We start from the raw sequence: 22,677 nt of genomic DNA on the forward strand, positions 1-22,677 counted from the left end.
GTGGCTTTTACAATCCTGTTTGGGGTCAGATTAGTGACCACCACCATTGATTGCTTTCGTCATATCTTCCACAACTTTCTTGGCATCACCAAAGATCATCATGGTTTTCTCATTGTAGAACAAATCATTATCTAAGCCAGCATAACCTGTCGCCATAGAGCGCTTGATCACCATAATGGTACGTGCTTTATGCGCTTCAAGAATCGGCATACCATAAATCGGTGAAGTCGGATCGTCTTTAGCCGCAGGGTTCACAACGTCGTTTGCACCAATCACTAATACCACGTCTGTTGCAGGGAAATCTGAGTTGATCTCATCCATTTCCAAGATGTCTTCATAAGCAACATCTGCTTCAGCTAACAATACGTTCATATGACCAGGCATACGACCAGCAACTGGGTGAATCGCGAAGCGAACTTTTACGCCCTGCTCTTTCAAGATTTCACACAATTCTTTAACTGCATTCTGTGCACGACCTTGCGCCATACCATAACCCGGTACAATCACAACGCTGTCTGCATTTGACATCAGGAAGCCTGCGTCATCTGCCGAACCAGAACGGTGGTTACGTTGAACTTGCTCACCCTTATCTGCCGATGCAACTGCTGCACCACCCATTGCACCACCAAACAAAACGTTGATGATTGAACGGTTCATCGCCTTACACATGATGTAAGAAAGAATCGCACCAGAAGAACCTACAAGTGAACCAGCAACGATCAACATATTGTTTTCAAGGGTGAAACCAATACCTGCCGCAGCCCAACCAGAGAATGAGTTCAAAAGTGATACCACAACTGGCATATCACCACCACCGACTGGTGCAATCCATACCCAGCCAAATGCAAGTGCAAGTGCTGTCATTGCCCAGAATGCAGTCATGTTACCTGTGGTGAAGAAGTAGAAACCACATGCAAGCATCGCAATAAAGATCGTTGCTTGAACTGGTTTAACCCATGCACCAGAAATTGTTTTTGCCCATTTCTTCGCAGCCAATTTACCGTAAGCAAATACAGATGCAGTAAATGTGATCGCACCAACGAAGCAACCAACAAACAATTCAAATAAATGAACTGAACTCATATGTGCATGTTGAACACCAGCAGCTGTTAACGCGGCTTCATTTTGTTCAAATAATGCAGTGAGTTGGTTATTGTGCAGAATCGCCGCAATTGCAATCAATACTGCAGCCAAACCAACGAGAGAGTGCATCAATGCTACAGTCTCTGGCATTTGTGTCATTGGCACTGTTTTCGCACGCGCGATACCAACAACAGCACCCAGTACCATTGCACCACCGATCATCCAAACCACTGGATGTTCAGCAACAAAGAAGGTGGTTACTACAGCAATCGCCATTGCGATCATACCGTAGCGGTTACCTGCAATTGCAGTCTTAGGACCAGACAAACCGCGTAAAGTTAAGATAAAAAGGACAGCACCAATCAGGTAGAACCAATCCGCATAGTCTCGAATGAATTCCATTGCTTAGCCCTCTTTTTTCTTTTGCTTCGGCTTGAACATTTCAAGCATACGAGCAGTTACAGCAAAGCCACCGAAGATGTTAATACTTGCCAAGAACACAGCAATCGCACCAAGGATACTCACCACGTTTACACTTTGGAATGCAACGTTAGCATCTACACCAATCGCTGGCATACCAACAGTTTGGATCATCGCGCCAACAACAATAATTGAAGACAATGCATTGGTTACCGCCATTAATGGTGTATGTAATGCAGGTGTTACACCCCACACCACGTAATAACCAACGAAGATGGCAAGGACGAAAATTGTAATCGTTTCAACCATGAGAACTCTCCTTAACCGCGCTTGAGCAGTACTTGACCGCCATGAGTCACGAGTAACGCTTTTTGGATTTCTTCTTCTTGATTGATCGCAAAGGCCTTGTCTTTGTCGAATAATGTCTCAAGGAAGTTAAAAACGTTACGTGCATACAATGCAGATGCTTCAGTTGCAACTGTGCCTGGAATGTTTGGAATACCCAAAATTTTCACGCCATTTTCAGTTGTGACTGTTTCGCCTTCTTTAGAACCTTCAACATTACCACCCGTTTCAACTGCCATATCTAAAATGACAGAACCCGGTTTCATCTTGGCAACAGTTTCCGCTTTGATTAGACGTGGCGCATCACGACCTGGCAATAATGCAGTGGTAATCACGATGTCAGCATTTGACACAGCTTTATCTACAATCGCGGCTTGGTCCTTGATGTATTGCTCACCCGGCATCCAGCCATAACCATTTTTAGCAGCATCCGCAGCTTTTTGTTTTTCTTCATCGGACATTGGCACATCAAGCCATTTACCGCCTAAAGATTCAACCTGTTCTTTTGCTGTTGGACGTAAGTCAGTTGCTTCTACGACCGCACCTAAACGTTTCGCAGTCGCAATCGCTTGAAGACCCGCAACACCAACACCCATAATCACAACACGCGCAGGTTTTACAGTACCTGCAGCCGTCATTAACATTGGGAACATACGTTGATATTCAGCCGCAGCTAACAATACAGACTTATAACCTGCCAAGTTTGCTTGAGAAGAAAGTACGTCCATGTTTTGTGCGCGAGAAAGCGTACGTGGAAGTAATTCTAGAGCAAAAGCAGACACTTGCTGATTAGCAAACTGATCTAGTTCTGGATTGCGGTAAGGGTCAAACATTGCTATGACAGTAGTATTCGCCGCAAGCTTTTGAATTTCATCGCCTTTAGGGGCACGTACCTTCAAAATAATTTGGCTGCCTGTATAAGCATCGTCCGTAATGGTTGCGCCAACTTGTTCATAAGCACTGTCAATGTATGCAGCTTTAACACCAGCACCACGTTGAATGACAATACTATGACCTGCGTTAATCAACTTCTTAACTGTCTCTGGTGTAGCCGCTACACGACTTTCACCTGCAACAGTTTCGGTTGGGATTCCGATCTGCATGAGCGTTCCTCAAGCTAGTTTTTCTTAAGTAAACATCGCAAATAGCAATGTTTCCCCCAGGAGTATTCTTTGTAGAAATTTGGATTCTAATGGAAGTATTTTAAATTTCCACCCAATATTTATTTAATAAATACCTATATTTTGAACTGATGATTCACATTCACATTTTTAACTTGTATGATCCGCAGGTTTGCCTTTTGATCAGTCAGACCTTGTTTTTCATATTCCATAAATGTGAGAACTCAAGCATTCTCGTAATCAATCCATCTATTTTCTTGCATTTCCCTTTCTCATAAGAAAGATAAAAGCGGTATTCACTCAATAAACCTACTGATCGCCCTTATCCTCATTACCAATAGACTAAATTCGTTTTACCAAATTGGATCACTCCTTTTATCTAGTAATGATAGATGGGTTGAATCGGCATCATAATCATGCAGTTGTTAGGAGGGATTGGCTTCTCTGAACTTTTATTGGTCTTTTCGGCTACTTTTTATTAGTTAATTTATAGAACTCAAGTGAGTTATAAGCATGAGCACTTATTTCTCCTTATCAATTAATCTGAATTGCATGCAGCAAATACTTCAGAAAAATCAAAAAAGAGTTAAAAAAACTTAGATAGGCATTTTTTCAAGTGATATTTGTATAGTTTTGTCTAGAAAAAGCTTCTTTATTGCACAATATTGGTGCAATAAATACCCACCCCTCTAAGTTCAAACAACCTTTGATCTGCATAAAACTTAAAATTCTAAAAAATAGGCTTTTTATTGTCATTGATTGTTGCTTTAGCTTCAAAATCCGCTTGACCTCAAGCTAACTTGAGCTTTGATACTCAATTATCTCAATATTCAGCATGATGTTTTTCGCTATGAATAAGATCAACACTCCTATCTTTAAAATCATCAATCCGAATGAACTGTATAATCCACGTGGTAATGGTTATAGTCATATTGCGGTTGTCCCCCCCAATATGCGTACCATTCATATCGCAGGCCAAGGTGGGGAAAATAAAAATGGTGAGCTTTCAGAATATTTTGAGCAACAGGTACAACAAGTCTTCTATAATATTCAACATGCTCTAGCTTCAGTCCATGCTCAAATTGTGGATATCGCTGTTTTACGCATTCTAATTGTGGAGCATGATGCTGAAAAGCATCAGGCTTTGATCCAAATTATACAAGATTTATGGAAAAACCATGCTTTCCCAGCATGTACGCTCATTCCTGTCCCGCGTTTGGCATTGGAAGGCATGCTAATCGAAGTTGAAGCAACGGCCTATACCGCTTAAACCAGCAATAGAGAAAATTATGTCTGCCCCTCAAGATATTAGTCAAAATAAAACCTTACTCTGGTTTATGGCTGCAGCATGTGGTTTGTGTGCGGGTGCCAACTATTATAGTCAACCGCTCATTCACTCCATTCAACAGTACTTTGCCGTGACTGAAGGTCAAGCTGCACTAACTGTAACTTTTGCCCAAGTCTCTTATGCATTGGGTTTGCTGTTTATTGTGCCAATGGGCGATGTAGTCAATAAGACTAAATTCATTCCTTTATTGATGGTGTTATGTGCTGTTGGCTTATTTATTAGTGCCTTCTCTATCAACTTACCTATGCTTTGGCTCGGTACGGTCATGGCTGGACTATTCTCAGTTGCTGCACAAGTGTTGATTCCCCTCGCAACCATGACCGTAAAACCAGAAAAAACAGGTGAAGTAATTGGCTTTTTAATGAGTGGATTGCTGGTAGGTATTTTACTTTCAACCAGTCTGGCAGGCTTATTTTCGAATTTATTTCACTGGAAAGTGATTTATGTGGTCAGCGGCATATTAATGTTGATTTTGGCTTATGCCTTAAAAAGCCGTTTACCTTATGCCATGCGCATGAAAATGAATTATGGCCAAGTCTTTGTCTCCATGGCGCAGTTACTCAAGCAAGAAAAACGCTTAGTCTTACGTGCGCTTGCAGGCGGCTTCGCCTTTGCTGCGGTCAGTATTCTATATTCTACGATTGCCCTACTGCTAACTTCAGCACATCATCTTCAAGATCTTTTAATTGGTATGGTGCCTTTGGTCGGGATCTTTGGCGCCCTCTCTACGCAATATATCGGTAAATATGCAGATCAGGGCTATACCAGCCAACTGACTTGGATGGGTTGTGCTTTATTTATCTTGAGTTGGATTTGTTTCTATTTCGGACAAAGCCTCTTGTTCAGTTATATTCTCGGCTTTGCACTCATCCAATTGGCTCTCGCCTTAGTCCATACCAGTAACCAAAGTGTGATTTTCCGTTTACGTCCTGATGCGAAGTCTCGTATCAATGCGATTTATATGACTGCCTATTTTACTGGTGGAGCATGTGGTTCAGCACTTGGTATTTTTGCTTGGAATCACGGCGGCTGGAGCATGACTTGTTTGGCTGGAATCAGTCTGGTCTTTGCCTGTATGTTGTTTAGCTTGTTTGATTACCTTTTAACGAAGAAAAACAACAGGGTCACCTCCTAGATCTTCATCCGCATAGTGAAAATTGAAGTGACGGGGATCAGCATTGGTGAATTGATCACAAAACTCGTATAATGCTGCCCTTTCTTTGCTTGTCCACATTCGAGATCTGTTTATGCAACCACTTGAATCATTACAGCCACGTATTTCCGTCGCGCCGATGATGGATTGGACAACAAAAGACTATCGTTTCTTTGCACGTCTTTTTAATCCTAATGTGGTGCTGTATACCGAAATGGTGACCACGGGAGCGATTATTTATGGCGGTGCCAATCGCCATCTCGACTTCAACCAACAAGAACATCCGATTGTTTTACAGCTTGGCGGCTCAAATCCGCAAGATTTAGCCACATGTACCAAAATGGCTGAAGACTGGGGCTATAACGAAGTTAATTTAAACGTAGGTTGCCCAAGTGACCGTGTACAGAATAATAAGATTGGTGCATGTCTCATGGCTGAACCCAATCTCGTTGCCGAATGCATTCATAGCATGCAAAAAGCAGTGTCGATTCCTGTGACGGTGAAACATCGTATTGGGATTGATGATATGCAGTCTTATGAAGAAATGCTGCATTTTGTCGATACGGTGGCGGCAACGGGTTGTACACATTTTATCGTGCATGCACGTATTGCCATCTTGCAAGGTTTATCACCTAAAGAAAACCGTGATGTTCCGCCATTACGTTATGACGATGTCTATCGCTTAAAGCAAGAACGTCCACACCTCACCATTGAGATTAACGGTGGCATCAAAACCTTCGAAGAAACACAACAACATTTACAGCATGTTGATGGGGTGATGATTGGTCGTGAAGCCTATCACAATCCGTACCTATTGGCTGAGATGGGCCAACTTTGGAATTTGGAAGCACCTGATCGTTTTGATCTCATGCAACAGATGATGCCTTATATTCATCAGCGTGTAGCTGAAGGCGCACCACTTTCAATTATCACCCGCCATATTCTAGGCTTATTCCAAAACTTGCCTGGCGCAAGAAAATGGCGTCAAGCACTGAGCGGTGGCAATGCCAAAACGATTGCTGATATCGAAAATGCAATTCAAAATATTCAAACCGCAATGCAACGTACTGAAGATTATTTAAAAGAGCATCAAAACTAACTCAATGTTCTAAACATAACTTATCTGAATGGGAACATAGCGAATTACGCTATGTTCCACCACCACTGAGCTTGCGATAACCTAAAAGTCTCACCAATCACTTGAGCTTAACAACTTGAATCCTTGGTTATGCTCAAGCGTGATTTCACAATTTCGTCTTCCAGAAATAGCCAAAGTTTACACCACCTACCGCGGGATTTGTCGATCTTCAAAAGTGTAAACTATGTGTAGCTAGAAAGTATGCAACATGCCCTTTCAATATGAACATAACCAAAGTTAAACTTTTTTAGCTAACTGAAACTCTTCATAATAATCAAAAGGCATCTGTGTTTTTGTATCAATGATTTCCGTCAGTTCATCACCTAACATAATCATATTCCGAGCAGGGACACCTTGTAGCTGAATCTTTAACTGGTCATTATCCAGAAACTTAAATTTCCCTGCATAAATTTTAGCTGGACTATTATCATTATTATTAGTTTGTTCCAATACAAAGGTTTGATCCGCCTTGATTATGAGATCAACGCCTGTACCTAAACAACCATCACAGCTCGTCACGCATGTCGCACATGGCACCACTCCAGAATAATGCCCTACCCATGCCTTAAACTCAGGATTATTGACGAAATGTTGCTTATTTGAATGTACATCTGACTTTTGTGCTTGTGTATTGCTTTGATTTTTTGCCTCATTAGATTGTGAACATCCAAAGCAGATACTGGTAAAAACAAAGGAAGCCAGCAATGCCTTCTTCATATACGATTTCTCTCAAACTCAATATTTAACATTCATTGCAGATTCAACACGACGCAGCGCATCACTATACGTTCAGCAATGGTGCCAGAGCAAGTGCTGCAATATATGTTAGCCACAGGAATATTTTTAGATTTTATGCAAAAAGACGTACTAAATGGTTTTGTTTTTTATTAAGAATAAGGGGATTCATATATAAGTATTCACGATCAAGCATCGCAATATTTAGCTAAATATTTTAAAGACGCTAGTATTCAAAAAAAATTTTTTGATATATCGCAGAATTCATTGCACTATGCTGATGAAGATTTGAAAATTTCTCAGGACGGAGCACTTCAATCAATTTATCACATATCATTATATTAAACATAAGTTTAGATAAACACTACGTATCAAAGCAGATCTAATTCCCCATATCAATCAGTCCATTTTTTAAGCAAAAATGAAATATAATCTTACAAATCATTTTATCTAAACTAATCAACCAACAACTTACTGATAATGAAAAAGATTCTTAAATAGAAATTCAGCTAAGTGATCTTTACAACAGCTAAAATGTTATATTATTACGTTACATTTCAGTTTTTTTAAGATTTATCGCTTACTATGGGCGCCGTAATAAATTCTGGCACACGTTCAGTTGTTTTGAAAATGCGGTAGAGATTCACAATGATTTATGATGTACCTTCAGTTGATCACAGTATGATTCACCCACCCTCGCAACAGGTGGTTATTCCTTATCGAGAGATGCCAAAGCTGCCATCGTCTTCGGGAATTGATGTGAGTAAGTTCTCTCAGAAGTTGACCAAACGAGCATCTTATCGCAGCTCATCTCAATGTGCTAAATTCGTCAGAATCGCTTTACAATCTGCTGGTGCAAATATCGTTCAACATCCTGTTGCTGCATCAGACTGGGGACGCACCTTACAACAGATTGGGTATCAAAAAATCACACCTGAATTTAATAATCCCCAGCCAGGCGATATTTATATTATCCACCGCACCAAAAAACATCGTTACGGACATATTGCAGGTTTTACAGGATCACAGTGGGTATCTGACTATAAGCAACGTAGCTATGATGTTTATAAAGATCCGAATGTGACTTATAGTTACTACCGTTTAGCGCCACAGTATCCGCAAGCTTAATCTCTGGGTTGTGCCATTCTTAACTCACCCTGCTTCTGCAACAGCGTAGTTAATACCCAAATGCTGCCCCCTCTTCACGATGAAACAAGCTTGCTATTCATCATAAAAAATACTTTTGCATAAATTGGGTCGTAGCAGTCAAATCGCATTAGTCTAGTTACCCAGCATTCTATCAATCTTGCTTTTTATCTTCCAAATTTACTCAGACACCGCCAATATTTGTCTTTGAAAAAACTAACCTCAATTTCGAAGTTATCTTTATGATTTTGAATAATTTGGTCAATTACCTTGGATGGCTTTCTAAAATCCTTACAAGCGAGATATATCGTTCTTAAATGATTACCAGTTTCACGACCGATATTTAAATATCCATCAACATCTTTTAATTCAGCAACTAATGCCTGTTCAACACTTTCAAGCAGTTCATATTGATTCGATGGTGGCATACCATTAAAGTTCTCCCCACCATAACGTATCTCAATAATCATCATCCAAGGATGTGATGCTTTTTTATCCCACTCTAATAATGTGCTATTTAAAATGGCAATAAGAGGTAAACCGTCATTCGTCTCTCCTTCTAAACTAATATATTCATCCTCATCAGTATTTGAACGAATCACTTTATCAAGACGAGAAATTTCACTGTTTTTTAAGGTTAAAATTTTCTTTAAATTTGCAATGGGCATTAATTCTTTTTCAGCATCTTGTTTAGATTGCACTGAAACTTGATCAAGTTTGGTTACCGAATCATATTCCCCCAAATAATTGTCTAAGAAAATATAAACGCCTTGTAAAAATTCACTTTTTTGCGCTTCATTATATTCATCATGAACCACAAATAGATCAATTTCATCTGGATATTCAGGATGGTCTTTTAGGTAAAAAGATAAGGTGTCTTGACTAAATTCATGGTCATGCATACCAATACAGGTCTGATGGATTTCACTAGCGGGTTTAAGGGCTGTAAATTTCCATCCTGAAATTTTAGGTGCTGTGGCAATAAGCTCTTCTACAAAGATAATATTTCGAATCACCCCATCAGGTGTCAATATAAGTTCAGCGGTGTGTTCATCTGCCATTCCTGCTAGGAAAAAAATTCCATCATGAACGTTCACCAATTCAGCCCATAATTTATCAAAGAAATCTTCTTGAATTTTATCTTGATTCCTTGCATTTAATATTTGATAAAACTCATGTTGATGTTCCTGAAACCATTGCCAAAACTCGGCATAACTATTTTTATTGTTTTGCATAAGATACTCGGTATTGCCTAAATTTTTTTTGAAACTCATGTTGATTATTCTCTACTTTTTTATCTATAACGAATCAATTTAGCTCAATTGTCGTGGTTGTTAAATGCCTGTTAAATAAGGGCTGATCACCCTCAACAACTATTTGCTAATCTGCATACGATCCAGTTTCTTTAAGACTTCAGCCACCGCCACCATGGCAAAGCTTGAAGTCACCACCACTGCCGAACCATAACCGCCACAACGTAAGCCAGCACTTGGGCAAACTTCTGCACTTGAAAATGGATTATCAATCGAATACACACAAGTAATGCCGAATTTCTCTTTGGGCTTTTTACAAATCCCTTTGGAACGCAGTTGAGTGCGTAGTTTTGCTAACATTGGGTCTTGCTCTGTCTTGGATAAGTCTGCCACGCGAATCTTAAGCGGATCAAGTTTGCCACCCGCACCGCCTGAAACGATCAACGGGATTTTGTTAAAACGACAATGCAACATCAAGGCAAGTTTGGCTTTGACGTCATCAATACAATCCAAAACAATGCTTGGCACTGGATTTAGAATTTCTTTGACATTTTCAGGGCTGAGATAATCATCAATCACGTTTACTTTCATACGTGGATTAATTTGGCGACAACGTTCTGCCATCACTTCGATTTTTTCTTGTCCTAGTGTCGAACTCATCGCAGGCAATTGACGGTTAATATTCGATGCGGCTACCACATCCATATCGACTAGGGTCAGTTCACCAATCCCGGTACGTGCTAGTGCTTCAACTGCCCAACTGCCGACGCCGCCAATCCCAATCACCATGACATGACTGTTTTCATAATGTGAAAAAGCAGTTTCTCCATAAATTTTGGCAACACCAGCAAAACGGCGCTCATATTCATCATTTACAGGAACATCGGTCATCACAGTCGTGGTCTATCTTTTGAATCAAAGTAGTATTTTACCGTGTTTAACTGGTTTTAGGTTAGCCTACTGAAACTTTACTTGATGGTTGATCTCGACGAATTAAAATAACCAACAGGGTAAAAACAATCAGGCTCATGCATAAAGCCAACAGGTTTGCATTGATCCATCCAAGGCTACTCAAAATCGGTGCAGGTAAAAATGCCCCTAATGTTGCAAACAAAGCAATTCCTGTTTCATTAATGCCTTGGACACGATGTTTTTGCTGCTCGTTGAGACCTGCTAACAAGGTTGATGCACCTGAGTAAGCAAAATTCCAGCCCACGCCCAGAACGATCAAGGCAGCATTAATATAGATGCCGACCTGTCCAAACATTGGAATTAAAGACGATAACATCAACAAAGCAAAACCGACATAAATTGTGGTTTGCGTTCCCCATTGTTGAATCAGTTTAGACACAAAGAAGGATGGGATAAACATCGCCAACACATGTAGCTGAATCGAGATCGAAGCATAATGAAATGAGTGATGTTCCTTGAGATGTAAGGAGGACATAATCATCATGACATTCATAATATAGTAAGCAAATGCACCGCTGATCACCGCAGCGATAAGCAAAGTGCTTGGCAGTTTGCGACGTTGAGTTGGTTCAATCAGCACCTGTTGTATCTGCTGGCATTGGAATTTTTTGTTCCATAAATACAAGATCGGAGAGAGCAACAAGGCCAAGACACTAAAAATGAAATAGATTGCGGTAAAATCAGGTAAGCCTTGTACCTGTTGAAATTGAATTGCCAGCATCGGTGCAATCACAGCAGCGATCACTCCACCCGAGATCACCATGGCTGTTGCTTTTGGAATTAAATCAGCGGCCAAGCGATCAGAAGCAGCAAAGCGATAAAAATTCGCAGTTGAGATAAATAAACCCAGAGAAAAATGGCTCAGGCACAATAAATAAAACTGTTGCTGCTGTAGGGCCAAATAACCGAGAACCCCAGCGAAGAAAAGACAGACACAACCAAACTGGAAAACCAGATGCCGTCCAAGCTTTTTCATCAAAAATGAAAAAATAAAGGTGGTCAGTAACATCGCTAAAAACTGCAAGCCATATGGAACCGTAGCCAAAGCTTGAGTAGGTGCCAATTTCAAGCCAACAATTGCAGCCACCGTCACCGACAACACTGCGGCAATGAGGTTAAAGGCCTGTGCAACCAGGAGATAATAAACATAGCGAGGTAACTGATTCAAAGCCTTTATCCAATTTAATCGGGCCTGACTACCTTAACGCTGAATGTTTGAAATTCAAACAAAAAAAGATGAAAGACCAGCTTTCATCTTTGATTTAAGTGTGTGTTTCGTTATGCAGCGATCAAATTGCGTAATACATAATGCAGAATCCCACCTGCTTTAAAGTATTCCACCTCATTTAGCGTATCGATGCGGCACAACACTTTGAACTGGTCTTGACTGCCATCTTCTCGCTGTACCTGAATATCTAGCGTTTGATGTGGTTGGATATCATCAGATAATCCATAAATCGAAAGCACTTCACGGCCAGTCAGGTTCAAGGATTGACGGGTTTGACCATCTACAAACTGTAAAGGCAATACGCCCATACCGACCAGATTCGAACGATGAATCCGTTCAAAACTTTCCGCAATGACTGCTTTAACGCCTAAGAGGTTGGTCCCTTTTGCTGCCCAATCCCGCGATGAACCTGTACCATATTCCTTACCTGCAATAATCAGCAACGGTGTTTTCTGCTGCTGATACAGCATGGATGCATCATAGATAGCCAGCTTTTCACCCGTTGGAATAAAGATGGTATTGCCACCTTCTTCACCACCCAGCATTTCATTTTTAATGCGGATATTGGCAAACGTCCCGCGCATCATCACTTCATGGTTACCGCGTCGAGAACCATAAGAGTTGAAATCTTTCGGCTCAACCCCCTGCTGCTGTAAATAGCGTCCTGCTGGACTGTCTTTCTTGATATTCCCTGCTGGAGAGATATGATCGGTGGTGACTGAGTCGCCCAATACCGCCAAGATACGTGCCTGTTCAATATTGCTAATGGCTTTCGGAGGCTGATTAATTTCCTCAAAAAATGGCGGATGGCGAATATAAGTCGAATTATCTTGCCACGCATAGGTTTGGCTTTGTGGAATCTGGATCGCCTGCCAAGTTGCATCCCCATCAAACACTGCTGCATATTCTTTATGAAACATGTCGGTATTCACTTTTTGCAGTACTTGATCAATTTCTATCTGGCTTGGCCAAATGTCTTTCAAATAAACATCTTGTCCATTTTGGTCTTGCCCAATCGGTTGTGTGGTTAGATCAGTTCTGATATTCCCCGCTAAACCATAAGCCACCACCAATGGTGGTGAAGCCAACCAGTTGGTTTTCACTAGGGGGTGAACACGTCCCTCAAAGTTACGGTTACCTGAAAGCACCGAAGCCACATTTAGATCATGACATTGAATTGCTTCTTCAATCGGTTCAGGTAAAGGCCCAGAGTTACCAATACAGGTGGTACAACCATAACCAACCAAGTTATAGCCTAACTCATCTAAGTACGGCGTTAAACCTGCCGCAGCCAGATAATCGGTCACCACTTTAGAACCTGGTGCCAATGAACTTTTCACCCACGGTTTACGCTGCAAACCTTTTTCAATGGCTTTTTTCGCCAGTAAACCTGCTGCCAGCATGACACTTGGATTCGAGGTGTTCGTACATGAAGTAATTGCTGAAATCACCACATCACCATGATTCAATGGATAAGATTTACCTTCAATGGTGCAAGAGGGTTCTTCATGCGCTAAATTTGCTTTCTTGGCTTCAACAGCCGTACCACCACCGCCTTCATTCTCCAAACGTTCTTTGGCATCTTTGGCTGGTTTTAAATTCAGCTCCATCAACGCATTAAACGTTTTCGGAACATCGCCCAACAAAACCCGATCTTGTGGACGCTTTGGTCCTGCCAGACTGGCCTGCACGGTACTCATATCCAGACTCAAGGTATCGGTAAATACAGGTTCATCCCCTGTATGACGCCATAGCCCTTGCTCCTTACTATAAGCTTCTACTAAATCTATACGTTCTTGTTTGCGGCCAGTTAGGGCTAAATACCCCAATGTCACATCATCAATCGGGAAGAAACCACAAGTTGCCCCATATTCAGGTGCCATATTGGCAATCGTGGCACGATCCGCCAGAGGTAAATCCGCCAAGCCATCGCCATAGAACTCAACAAATTTACCCACCACGCCTTTTTGACGCAGCATTTGAGTAATGGTTAAGACCAAATCGGTTGCAGTAATGCCTTCATTCAATTTGCCTGTGAGTTTGAATCCAATCACTTCGGGAATCAACATGGATACAGGTTGCCCGAGCATGGCTGCTTCTGCTTCAATCCCGCCCACACCCCACCCGAGCACGCCAAGCCCATTGATCATGGTGGTATGTGAATCTGTCCCCACCAAGGTATCTGGAAAAGCAAAGGTCTGACCTTCATCTTCTCCCAACCAGACCGCTTGCGCCAAATATTCTAAATTGACTTGGTGACAAATCCCTGTACCGGGCGGCACCACACTAAAATTATTAAATGCAGATTGCCCCCAACGTAAGAATTGATAACGCTCGCCATTGCGTTGCATTTCAATTTCAACGTTCTCAGCAAAGGCATTGTCATCGGCAAAATGATCGACCATCACCGAGTGGTCAATCACCAGATCTACAGGAGATAAAGGATTAATCAGATTGGGGTCACCGCCAGCCTGTGCCATTGCGGCACGCATCGCGGCAAGGTCAACCACAGCAGGGACACCCGTGAAATCCTGCATTAACACCCGTGCTGGCCGATATTGAATTTCCTGATCCGAGCGTTTGCTTTTCTGCCAGTCAACCAAGGCTTGAATATGTTCTACTTTTACACTTTTTTGATCTTCAAAACGGAGTAAATTTTCTAGCAAAACCTTAAGTGACTTCGGTAATTGATCAATATTACCCAGTGTTTCAGCTGCTCGCGCCAAGCTAAAGATTTGATAGGATGTCGAACCGACGCTGAGTATTTGTAATGCATTGAAACTATTGATTTTGCTATATCTGGCCATAAGGTTGCCCTCCCAGTATTGGCTGATTGTTTATTATCAAATTGTTCTTTTAATGTACCCCTGTTTAGAAAAGTATGTGTTCCCTTTTAGTATCTTATTTTTAACGAGATTATTTGCTTATTCTCTTAAAATTTAAGTCGCAACGCAGCCAATGAGTTTTGCCATATTTGTGCTGCCAGCTGCAACTCAGGCTGATCAAGGGTCTGAGCCAAACTGTTCAGAACATAAGGTAGGTTGACTGGGGTATTCCGCGTGCGGTGCTCGGTCGAAGTCTGACAACACAACGGCGTCATATCTGGACAATCGGTTTCGATCACCAAGTTTTCGCTGCCAATCGCCTGCACCACTTGATGCAGCTTTTTGGCATTTGGATTGGTGATTTGTCCCGTCACCCCGATTTTAAAACCTAGTTTAACCAAGGCTTTGGCTTCTTCTACGCCACCACTAAACGCATGGGCAATGCCGCCTAATTTGAATTTTTGTGTTTTTAAAATAGCAATGGTTTCAGCATGCGCCTTACGGATATGCAATAACACAGGCTTTTGATACTGTGTTGCCAATGCAAGTTGCTCAATAAAATAATGCTGTTGCTTGGCAAATAGTTCGGGCTGTTTATGCTGTTTTAAAAAAGTATCTAAACCGATTTCACCTACAGCCACACAGTCATGCTGCTGTAGGACTTGCTCAAGCCGCTGTAAATGTTCTGGCTGATGTTGTTCGATATAAAATGGATGCAAGCCTGGCGCAAGATAACAGCGTGGCACATTTTCCCAATATTGTAATTGTTGATGGGTATGGAGTAGTTCATCAAATCTAGACGCAACAAAACCAATCAACACCAAAGCATCGACCCCAACCCGCTTTGCTTGTTCAGCCAAATGTTGCCGATCATGATCAAAATCGGCAACATCAAAATGGGTATGGGTATCGAACAGTTGCATTAACTTTGACTTGGTGTACTTGCAGCAGGCGTAGACGCTGCGGGCTGATCAATTTTTGGTAAATATTCAGGTTTTAACACACCCTGCAATTCACTAAATGGAATCACTAAGCGCGGTAAACCTACGACATAAGGACCAATGTCGTATTCGCCATATTGCAGAATTAAACCCTGCTCACCCAATAAGAAATTATCGGTGATTTGGAAAGGCCAAGCCTGTTCATATTCCTTCGGATCGGTTGCAAGTTTGGAATCGACAATCCATGTTTTAAACGCTTCATGCGCCAGCTTGTCTAAAGTTGCTTTTTGCTTAGGCAACAATAAGTCGTGTAACTGCACCTGTTTTTGAGTGGTTAAATCAAAATTGTAATAGCGTTGTGAAGTCGAGCCATGCGCTCCACCCAAATAACTGCTGCTATTCAACACTACGGTTGCCAGCTTGCCTTTCGGTTGCAAAATCTTAGGCTTAATCATCAAGCTGATCTGATGACTACTACTTAAAGCTTTTAACTCTTCATCAATTTTCACAAAGGCATTGGCATAGGCTTGTGCCTGAGTATCTAGACCTGTTTTTTGCTCAGTCGTTTTTACTGTGGATGCTGCTGAAGCATCGGCATCAACCACATCAAGCATTTTACTGAGTTGATCGAGGATCTGCTGATCCAGTAACTGGTCAATAAATGGGAAATTACTTTGTAATCGTTCAACGGTAAAATCTGGGCAGGTATTACCTTTACATTCAGGTAATGTCACTTGTAGCTTCACCGTTTCACCACGCAAAATCGGCTCAGCAGTTTGCTGTGCCGCTGGTGGATCTGTCGGTTTATCCTGTGATTCTTTAGGTTCTGATTTCGGCTGGCAAGCAGCAAGTAAAATTGCACAAGCAAGCACGCTAAATTTAGCAATTGTTTTCATTTAAAACCTATCTGCATTGTTATTACACAAGATTTTTAAATGCTATCGAACTTCATACAAAACCGCTAGCAGTGCATGCAATTTCTATACGAAACTTAAAACTCTAATTTATTTTGATAGGAAATCTAATTCATCTTCATCATTAACTAAAAAATCAATTTCAAAATCACTATCTTGAGTAAATAAAGAATGTAAATCCGCTGACTGACCAATTGAGCTCTTTAGCATTTCAACTGCAATCCTTAAATAACCTTGGTGATTCGCATATAAGGCAACCTCACCAAAGCTTCTAAATTTAGCAATTGCATCACCTTTAAGCATTGATGTCTCAATACGTTCAATTATTTCTAAAATTTCTTCATCTGTCATTTTTCCCTCAACATTTAGAACATTTGCTGGTAAATTTCAGCTTGTAGCATCTGTTTACTTTGTTCAGTGGTTAAATAAATATCCAACTGTGGTGCATCCTTACTAATTTCGTTGGCACGATAATGTAATCCAATGCCCTCGCCATCAAAGAACCAATCTGCCTGCCCCCAATACAATTTTTTCGGCACTTGCTTTTTCACTTCTGCTGATTGTTTTGCAATCCACTGTTGATAATGTGCCTGAACAATATCGTTTAATGCATTCTGCTGGTTTTTCTGGATCACATCCAAGATACTGACATTTTTTTGTAGCTTACGATCTGCCACAAAGAAATAAAAACGATCTTTCACAGCGAGATCTTCTTGTTGAGTATCAACACCCACTTGCAACAACACATATTGATTGCGCTGTGACGCTATACGCGTACTTAAATGCAGTTCATAAGCCTTGTTCTTAGAATATTTATCCTGCCACTCATCCGACTTTTTCACATAGGCATTTACGGCTTGCTGTAAAGTTAAATTCTTATTTTGTTCAATCTGTTGCTGAATCACATTTGCCTGATTTTTAGCAATCCATGTATTGAGCCATGCATCTTGGGTTTTAATGGTTTGAATATCAACATCAATACAGTTTTTCTTTTCACAAAATGGCAGTGCGTAATCCGCCTTGGCTTCTTTCATATTCAAGAAAGGTAGAACTTCTGCTTTTTCGACAGTTGCCGCGGCTTGCTCCGTACTTTTCTCCGAAGCTGTATCATTTTTTTTAGGATGATCACATGCCGTTAAAGCCATCATTCCAATCAATACACTGACAGCAAAAAGTGGTTTTAAAGTGTTCATCACATCATCCTTTATTTTAATCCCTCCCAACCTCCCTTTATAAAAGGGAGGAGCATCACGAATCTAAATAGTTATAGAACTCGTGAAAAAGTCCCTCTTTTATAAAGATGGGTGAGGAGCGTAAAGCTCCGCAAGGGAGATTCTAGTGTTCTCGTGTGTTACGGAACTGAATATCTGGCCAGCGTTCTTGCATCAACTGCAAGTTTACACGGCTTGGTGCAAGATAAGTTAAGTGACCTCCACCATCAACAGAGAGTTGATCGTGTGCTTTTTTCTTAAACTCATTTAAGATCTTTTCGTCATCACAATGCACCCAACGAACCGTATGCACACTAACAGGCTCATAAATACAGTCCACTTTATATTCTTCTTTTAAGCGATAAGCGACCACATCAAACTGTAACACACCAACAGCACCTACAATCAGGTCATTACTGATTTGTGGCATAAACACCTGTGTTGCACCCTCTTCAGATAACTCTTTCAAACCCTTTTGCAATTGCTTCGATTTCAAAGGATCTTTCAAACGTACACGGCGGAACATTTCAGGTGCGAAGTGTGGAATACCTGTGAAATGCAGATCTTCACCGCTGGTAAAAGTATCACCAATTTGAATTGTACCGTGGTTATGTAAACCAATAATGTCACCCGGCCAAGCTTCTTCGAGGTGCTCACGCTCGCCCGCAAGGAAAGTCAATGCATCACTGATACGCACATCTTTACCGATACGTACATGATTCATTTTCAAGCCTTTCTCATATTTACCTGAGCAAATACGCATAAAGGCAATACGGTCACGGTGTTTCGGATCCATATTGGCTTGGATTTTGAACACAAAGCCTGTGAAACCTTCTTCATTGGCATCGACAATACGTTCTTGAGTTGGATGTGCCTTTGGTTCTGGCGCCCAATTGATAAAGGTATCCAATACATGGTCAACTGCAAAGTTACCTAACGCTGTACCAAATAGAACAGGGGTTTGTTTACCTTGTAAGAATAATTCACGGTCTAATGGCTCATTCGCCATTTGTACCAATTCAAGAGATTCTTCAAATGATGACCAAGCCAACTCACCGACTTTTTCACGAATGTCCGCATGGTCATAACCATCGCGTACTTCAATATCCGTAATGGTTGAACCAAAACCTGCTTTATAAACATACAGTTTGTTTTCCAGCAAGTTATAAACACCAGCAAAGTCACGTCCCATACCTAAAGGCCATGTAATTGGCACGCAGCGAATATTCAGGACACTTTCAATTTCGTCGAGCAGTTCTAAAGGCTCGCGAATTTCACGGTCCATTTTGTTCACGAATGAAATGATTGGTGTATCGCGCATACGACACACTTCCATTAATTTAATGGTACGTTCTTCGACACCCTTTGCACCATCAATCACCATCAATGCAGAGTCAACTGCGGTTAATGTACGGTAGGTATCTTCCGAGAAGTCTTCATGTCCCGGAGTATCAAGTAAGTTAATGGTGTGCTTTTTATAAGGGAACTGCATCACTGACGTGGTAATCGAGATACCACGTTCTTTTTCCATTTCCATCCAGTCAGACGTTGCAGATCGGTCAGACTTACGGCTTTTTACCATACCAGCAACTTGAATCGCTTTACCCCATAACAACAGTTTTTCTGTCATGGTGGTCTTACCCGCATCGGGGTGGGAAATGATCGCAAACGTGCGTCGTTGGGCAACCTGTGCCGCTAATTCATCTTTAAACATGCTAAAAATCTACAATTTGTGCACCCATGTGTATCTGCAAACGATGGCAAGAACAGATGGCGAGCGAAAGAATTTAAAATTGGCGCAATTGTAGCAGATTTATAGGTGATGTTTATCGATTGTTGATATGTCTTAAGTTATCCACAAAATAGGGCTTTCTTCGCCACTCCAGTACCAAAGGTACAATCAAAATTCTATCAAAAATAAGCAAACGTTTATCTGATATGCCTGAGCAGTGATCTTAGTTTCATGTTCCGATTGATCACTACATAACGGTCTTTACACGGCCTTTGAGATTTATTTTTAAGATATAAAAATGATCGACCGCACAAACATGAATTTCATTCACTTTGAGGTTAGATTAAATCATTTTTATTCATCTCATGATTACGGTATAAATCACTCTATACAGAAATTCAGATTTATCTCGGAAATTAGGGTGGCAGATTAAAATGAGTAAAGAGTTTGCATTTACGATTAAGCGTATTGATTTTGATGAGAACTACACGCCATCAGAAAATACACGTATCACAACCAACTTTGCGAATTTGGCAAGAGGCGAAAGCCGCCAACAGAATCTGCACAACACCTTAAAGATGATCGACAATCGCTTTAATGCTTTGGCACATTGGGATAATCCTTTTGCTGATCGTTATAAAGTCGAGCTGGAAATCATTTCAGTTGAAATGAAGGTTGATGCGGCAAGCAATGCCAATGCGCTTCCTTTAATTGAAATTTTGAAAACCAATATTGTTGATCAAAAAACCAATGAGCGTATTGAAGGTATTGTAGGCAACAATTTCTCTTCTTATGTGCGCGATTATGATTTCAGTGTGCTATTGCTTGACCATAATAAAAATCAGTCTGGATTTAGCACACCAGAGAACTTCGGTGATTTACATGGTAACTTGTTTAAGAGCTTTATTGAGTCAGAGACTTACAAAGCAAACTTTAAAAAGCCACCTGTGATTTGCCTCAGTGTTTCCAGCAGCAAGGTGTACCAACGTACTGAAAATCAGCATCCTGTATTAGGTGTTGAGTACCTGCAAGATGAGTATTCATTAACAGATGAATATTTTCAAAAAATGGGTTTAAAAGTTCGTTATTTCATGCCGCCAAATAGCGTTGCGCCATTGGCATTCTATTTCTCTGGAGATTTGCTGGCGGACTATACCAATCTTGAACTGATCAGCACCATCAGCACCATGGAAACATTCCAAAAGATTTACCGCCCTGAAATTTACAATGCTAACTCTTCAGCAGGAAAGTCTTATCAACCAAGTTTGAAGAACCAAGATTATTCACTGACTCGTATTGTATATGACCGAGAAGAGCGCAGTCGTTTGGCGATTGAACAAGGGAAATTTGTTGAAGAACAATTTATCAAACCTTATCAAACCATTCTGGAACAGTGGTCTGCCAGTTATGCAGCACAAAGCAGCTCACAAAAAAGTTACGCGCACTAATTTATTGAAAATATAAGGTTATTGATGATGAAAAGATTATTACCAACGTCGACTGCGGGTAGCTTACCGAAACCGTCTTGGCTGGCAGAGCCTGAAAAGCTTTGGTCACCATGGAAATTGCAAGAGCAGGGTCTGATTGAAGGTAAACAGGATGCTTTACGTTTGTCTTTGCATGAACAGCAAGTAGCAGGCATTGATATTGTCAGTGATGGCGAGCAAACCCGTCAGCACTTTGTGACGACATTTATTGAGCATCTTACGGGTGTTGATTTTGAGAAACGCGAGACGGTTCGTATCCGTAATCGTTATGATGCCAGTGTTCCGACTGTGGTGGGTGCGGTATCTCGACAAAAGCCTGTTTTTGTTGAAGACGCTAAGTTCTTGCGTCAACAAACCAATCAACCAATCAAATGGGCGTTGCCAGGTCCAATGACCATGATTGATACGCTATATGATGCACATTATAAAAGTCGTGAAAAATTGGCGTGGGAATTTGCCAAGATTCTGAATGAAGAAGCCAAAGAGTTAGAAGCTGCTGGCGTGGATATTATTCAGTTTGATGAACCTGCATTTAATGTGTTCTTTGATGAAGTGAATGACTGGGGTGTTGCGACTTTAGAGCGTGCGCTTGAAGGTTTGAAGTGTGAAACCGCGGTACACATTTGCTATGGTTATGGCATTAAAGCCAATACTGACTGGAAAAAGACCCTCGGTTCAGAATGGCGCCAATATGAAGAAGCTTTTCCAAAGCTACAACAGTCAAAACTCGACATCATCTCACTCGAATGTCACAACTCGCGTGTGCCAATGGATCTGATTGAATTGATTCGTGGTAAGAAGGTGATGGTTGGTGCGATTGATGTGGCAAGTAACACGGTTGAAACGCCAGAGGAAGTTGCGAATACACTACGTAAAGCACTTCAGTTTGTCGACGCTGATAAGCTGTATCCATCAACTAACTGTGGTATGGCACCTTTAGCGCGTGATGTTGCACGTGGCAAACTGAATGCATTAAGTGCGGGTGCAGAAATTGTTCGTAAAGAACTCGCTTAATTTACCGATCTTTTGATGGCTTAAGGGCTGCACACTGTAGCCCTGAGCACATTTAAACAGATTGAGTTTAATTTAGGAATAAAGTGATGGTTGAAGCAACAGATTTTAGAGATGCAATGTCTTTACTCACCAGTGCAGTCAGTGTGATTACCACGACTGGCATGTCTGGTCGTTATGGCTTTACTGCATCTGCTGTATGTAGCGTCACGGATACACCTCCGACTTTATTGGTGTGTATGAATAGGGCATCGAGTTCGCATGTGCATTTCGTCGACAATAAAATCTTAAGCGTGAATGTATTAAGTGCAGATCATCAACATATTTCTAAAGCCTTTTCATCTAAATTAAGCCCAGAAGAACGTTTTAAACACGGTGCTTGGTCTGAGTTGGAAACAGGTGCGCCTGTTTTGGATGATGCCTTAGTGAATTTCGATTGCGAGATTGATCAGATTCAGGAAGTTGGAACGCATACTATTTTTATTTGTCGTATTGTGGCAGTTCAACAAAGTGGACATGATCAAAGCTTGGTTTATTTTAATCGTGCTTATCATCATGTAGGGCAAACGGAAATCGCTTAGACCAATTCCCCTGCTTTCTGGTTCTATCCGATT

General features: G+C 41.1%; 20 protein-coding genes. 7 read left to right on the plus strand and 13 right to left on the minus strand.

Annotated features, from left to right (window positions below):
* Positions 1 to 30: 30 nt before the first annotated feature.
* The 3 genes from F3J02_RS17145 to F3J02_RS17155 are packed head-to-tail and all read right to left on the minus strand — an operon-like array spanning position 31 to position 2,951.
* Positions 31 to 1,485, minus strand: coding sequence for an NAD(P)(+) transhydrogenase (Re/Si-specific) subunit beta (locus F3J02_RS17145; RefSeq protein WP_004655715.1), 1,455 nt, complete (start codon positions 1,483 to 1,485; stop codon positions 31 to 33).
* 3 nt (positions 1,486 to 1,488) lie between these two features.
* The gene (locus F3J02_RS17150; protein WP_004655717.1) at positions 1,489 to 1,812 is read right to left on the minus strand and encodes a proton-translocating transhydrogenase family protein; all 324 of its coding nucleotides are present in this window, start codon (positions 1,810 to 1,812) and stop codon (positions 1,489 to 1,491) included.
* Positions 1,813 to 1,823: 11 nt separating this feature from the next.
* A complete protein-coding gene (locus tag F3J02_RS17155; RefSeq protein ID WP_167251219.1) occupies positions 1,824 to 2,951 on the minus strand; it encodes a Re/Si-specific NAD(P)(+) transhydrogenase subunit alpha in 1,128 nt (375 codons plus the stop codon).
* A gap of 868 nt (positions 2,952 to 3,819) precedes the next feature.
* Here F3J02_RS17155 and F3J02_RS17160 point away from each other — a divergent pair.
* The 3 genes from F3J02_RS17160 (at position 3,820) to dusA (ending at position 6,569) form a co-directional block, all read left to right on the plus strand.
* Positions 3,820 to 4,239, plus strand: coding sequence for a RidA family protein (locus tag F3J02_RS17160; RefSeq protein WP_167251221.1), 420 nt, complete (start codon positions 3,820 to 3,822; stop codon positions 4,237 to 4,239).
* A 19-nt stretch (positions 4,240 to 4,258) separates the two neighbouring features.
* Entirely contained in the window at positions 4,259 to 5,452 is a 1,194-nt protein-coding gene (locus F3J02_RS17165; RefSeq protein ID WP_167251223.1) for an MFS transporter, read from the plus strand.
* A gap of 112 nt (positions 5,453 to 5,564) precedes the next feature.
* Entirely contained in the window at positions 5,565 to 6,569 is a 1,005-nt protein-coding gene (gene dusA / locus F3J02_RS17170; RefSeq protein ID WP_167251225.1) for a tRNA dihydrouridine(20/20a) synthase DusA, read from the plus strand.
* Positions 6,570 to 6,845: 276 nt separating this feature from the next.
* Here the strand turns inward: dusA and F3J02_RS17175 are convergent, their stop codons facing one another.
* Positions 6,846 to 7,325: a copper resistance protein NlpE N-terminal domain-containing protein gene (locus F3J02_RS17175; RefSeq protein WP_167251227.1), complete on the minus strand. Its 480-nt coding sequence runs from the start codon at positions 7,323 to 7,325 to the stop codon at positions 6,846 to 6,848.
* A gap of 666 nt (positions 7,326 to 7,991) precedes the next feature.
* On the opposite strand from F3J02_RS17175, the gene F3J02_RS17180 reads away from it, so the two are divergent.
* A complete protein-coding gene (locus F3J02_RS17180) occupies positions 7,992 to 8,471 on the plus strand; it encodes a CHAP domain-containing protein (RefSeq protein WP_167251229.1) in 480 nt (159 codons plus the stop codon).
* A 185-nt stretch (positions 8,472 to 8,656) separates the two neighbouring features.
* Here the strand turns inward: F3J02_RS17180 and F3J02_RS17185 are convergent, their stop codons facing one another.
* The 9 genes from F3J02_RS17185 to F3J02_RS17225 all read right to left on the minus strand — a co-directional run bounded on the left by F3J02_RS17185 (position 8,657) and on the right by F3J02_RS17225 (position 19,547).
* Complete coding sequence (locus F3J02_RS17185) at positions 8,657 to 9,763, minus strand: DUF695 domain-containing protein (protein ID WP_167251231.1); 1,107 nt, start codon at positions 9,761 to 9,763, stop codon at positions 8,657 to 8,659.
* A gap of 99 nt (positions 9,764 to 9,862) precedes the next feature.
* Positions 9,863 to 10,633, minus strand: a complete 771-nt coding sequence (locus F3J02_RS17190; protein ID WP_167251350.1) for a ThiF family adenylyltransferase — start codon at positions 10,631 to 10,633, stop codon at positions 9,863 to 9,865.
* 61 nt (positions 10,634 to 10,694) lie between these two features.
* A complete protein-coding gene (locus tag F3J02_RS17195; protein ID WP_167251233.1) occupies positions 10,695 to 11,882 on the minus strand; it encodes an MFS transporter in 1,188 nt (395 codons plus the stop codon).
* A gap of 110 nt (positions 11,883 to 11,992) precedes the next feature.
* Entirely contained in the window at positions 11,993 to 14,749 is a 2,757-nt protein-coding gene (gene acnA, locus F3J02_RS17200) for an aconitate hydratase AcnA (RefSeq protein WP_167251235.1), read from the minus strand.
* Positions 14,750 to 14,874: 125 nt separating this feature from the next.
* A complete protein-coding gene (locus F3J02_RS17205) occupies positions 14,875 to 15,690 on the minus strand; it encodes a TatD family hydrolase (RefSeq protein ID WP_167251237.1) in 816 nt (271 codons plus the stop codon).
* Positions 15,690 to 16,604 carry an RsiV family protein gene (locus tag F3J02_RS17210; RefSeq protein ID WP_167251239.1) on the minus strand — a complete coding sequence of 305 codons (915 nt, stop codon included), beginning with the start codon at positions 16,602 to 16,604 and terminating at the stop codon, positions 15,690 to 15,692. The genes F3J02_RS17205 and F3J02_RS17210 overlap by 1 nt, the downstream gene beginning before the upstream one ends.
* Positions 16,605 to 16,712: 108 nt before the next feature.
* On the minus strand, positions 16,713 to 16,973 hold the full coding sequence (locus F3J02_RS17215) for a hypothetical protein (RefSeq protein ID WP_167251241.1): 261 nt from the start codon (positions 16,971 to 16,973) through the stop codon (positions 16,713 to 16,715).
* A 14-nt stretch (positions 16,974 to 16,987) separates the two neighbouring features.
* Positions 16,988 to 17,815, minus strand: coding sequence for a hypothetical protein (locus tag F3J02_RS17220; RefSeq protein ID WP_167251243.1), 828 nt, complete (start codon positions 17,813 to 17,815; stop codon positions 16,988 to 16,990).
* Between the two features lie 142 nt (positions 17,816 to 17,957).
* Positions 17,958 to 19,547 carry a peptide chain release factor 3 gene (locus F3J02_RS17225; protein ID WP_167251245.1) on the minus strand — a complete coding sequence of 530 codons (1,590 nt, stop codon included), beginning with the start codon at positions 19,545 to 19,547 and terminating at the stop codon, positions 17,958 to 17,960.
* Between the two features lie 452 nt (positions 19,548 to 19,999).
* Between F3J02_RS17225 and F3J02_RS17230 the strand changes: the two genes are divergently transcribed.
* The 3 genes from F3J02_RS17230 to F3J02_RS17240 all read left to right on the plus strand — a co-directional run bounded on the left by F3J02_RS17230 (position 20,000) and on the right by F3J02_RS17240 (position 22,644).
* A complete protein-coding gene (locus F3J02_RS17230; protein WP_167251247.1) occupies positions 20,000 to 21,013 on the plus strand; it encodes a DUF1852 domain-containing protein in 1,014 nt (337 codons plus the stop codon).
* Between the two features lie 27 nt (positions 21,014 to 21,040).
* A complete protein-coding gene (locus F3J02_RS17235; RefSeq protein ID WP_167251249.1) occupies positions 21,041 to 22,066 on the plus strand; it encodes a methionine synthase in 1,026 nt (341 codons plus the stop codon).
* A gap of 86 nt (positions 22,067 to 22,152) precedes the next feature.
* Positions 22,153 to 22,644 (plus strand): flavin reductase, encoded by a 492-nt coding sequence (locus F3J02_RS17240; RefSeq protein ID WP_167251251.1) that lies wholly within the window; start codon positions 22,153 to 22,155, stop codon positions 22,642 to 22,644.
* Positions 22,645 to 22,677: the final 33 nt, after the last annotated feature.

The sequence above is a fragment of the Acinetobacter sp. Tr-809 genome (assembly GCF_011753255.1).
Classification (GTDB): Bacteria; Pseudomonadota; Gammaproteobacteria; order Pseudomonadales; family Moraxellaceae; genus Acinetobacter.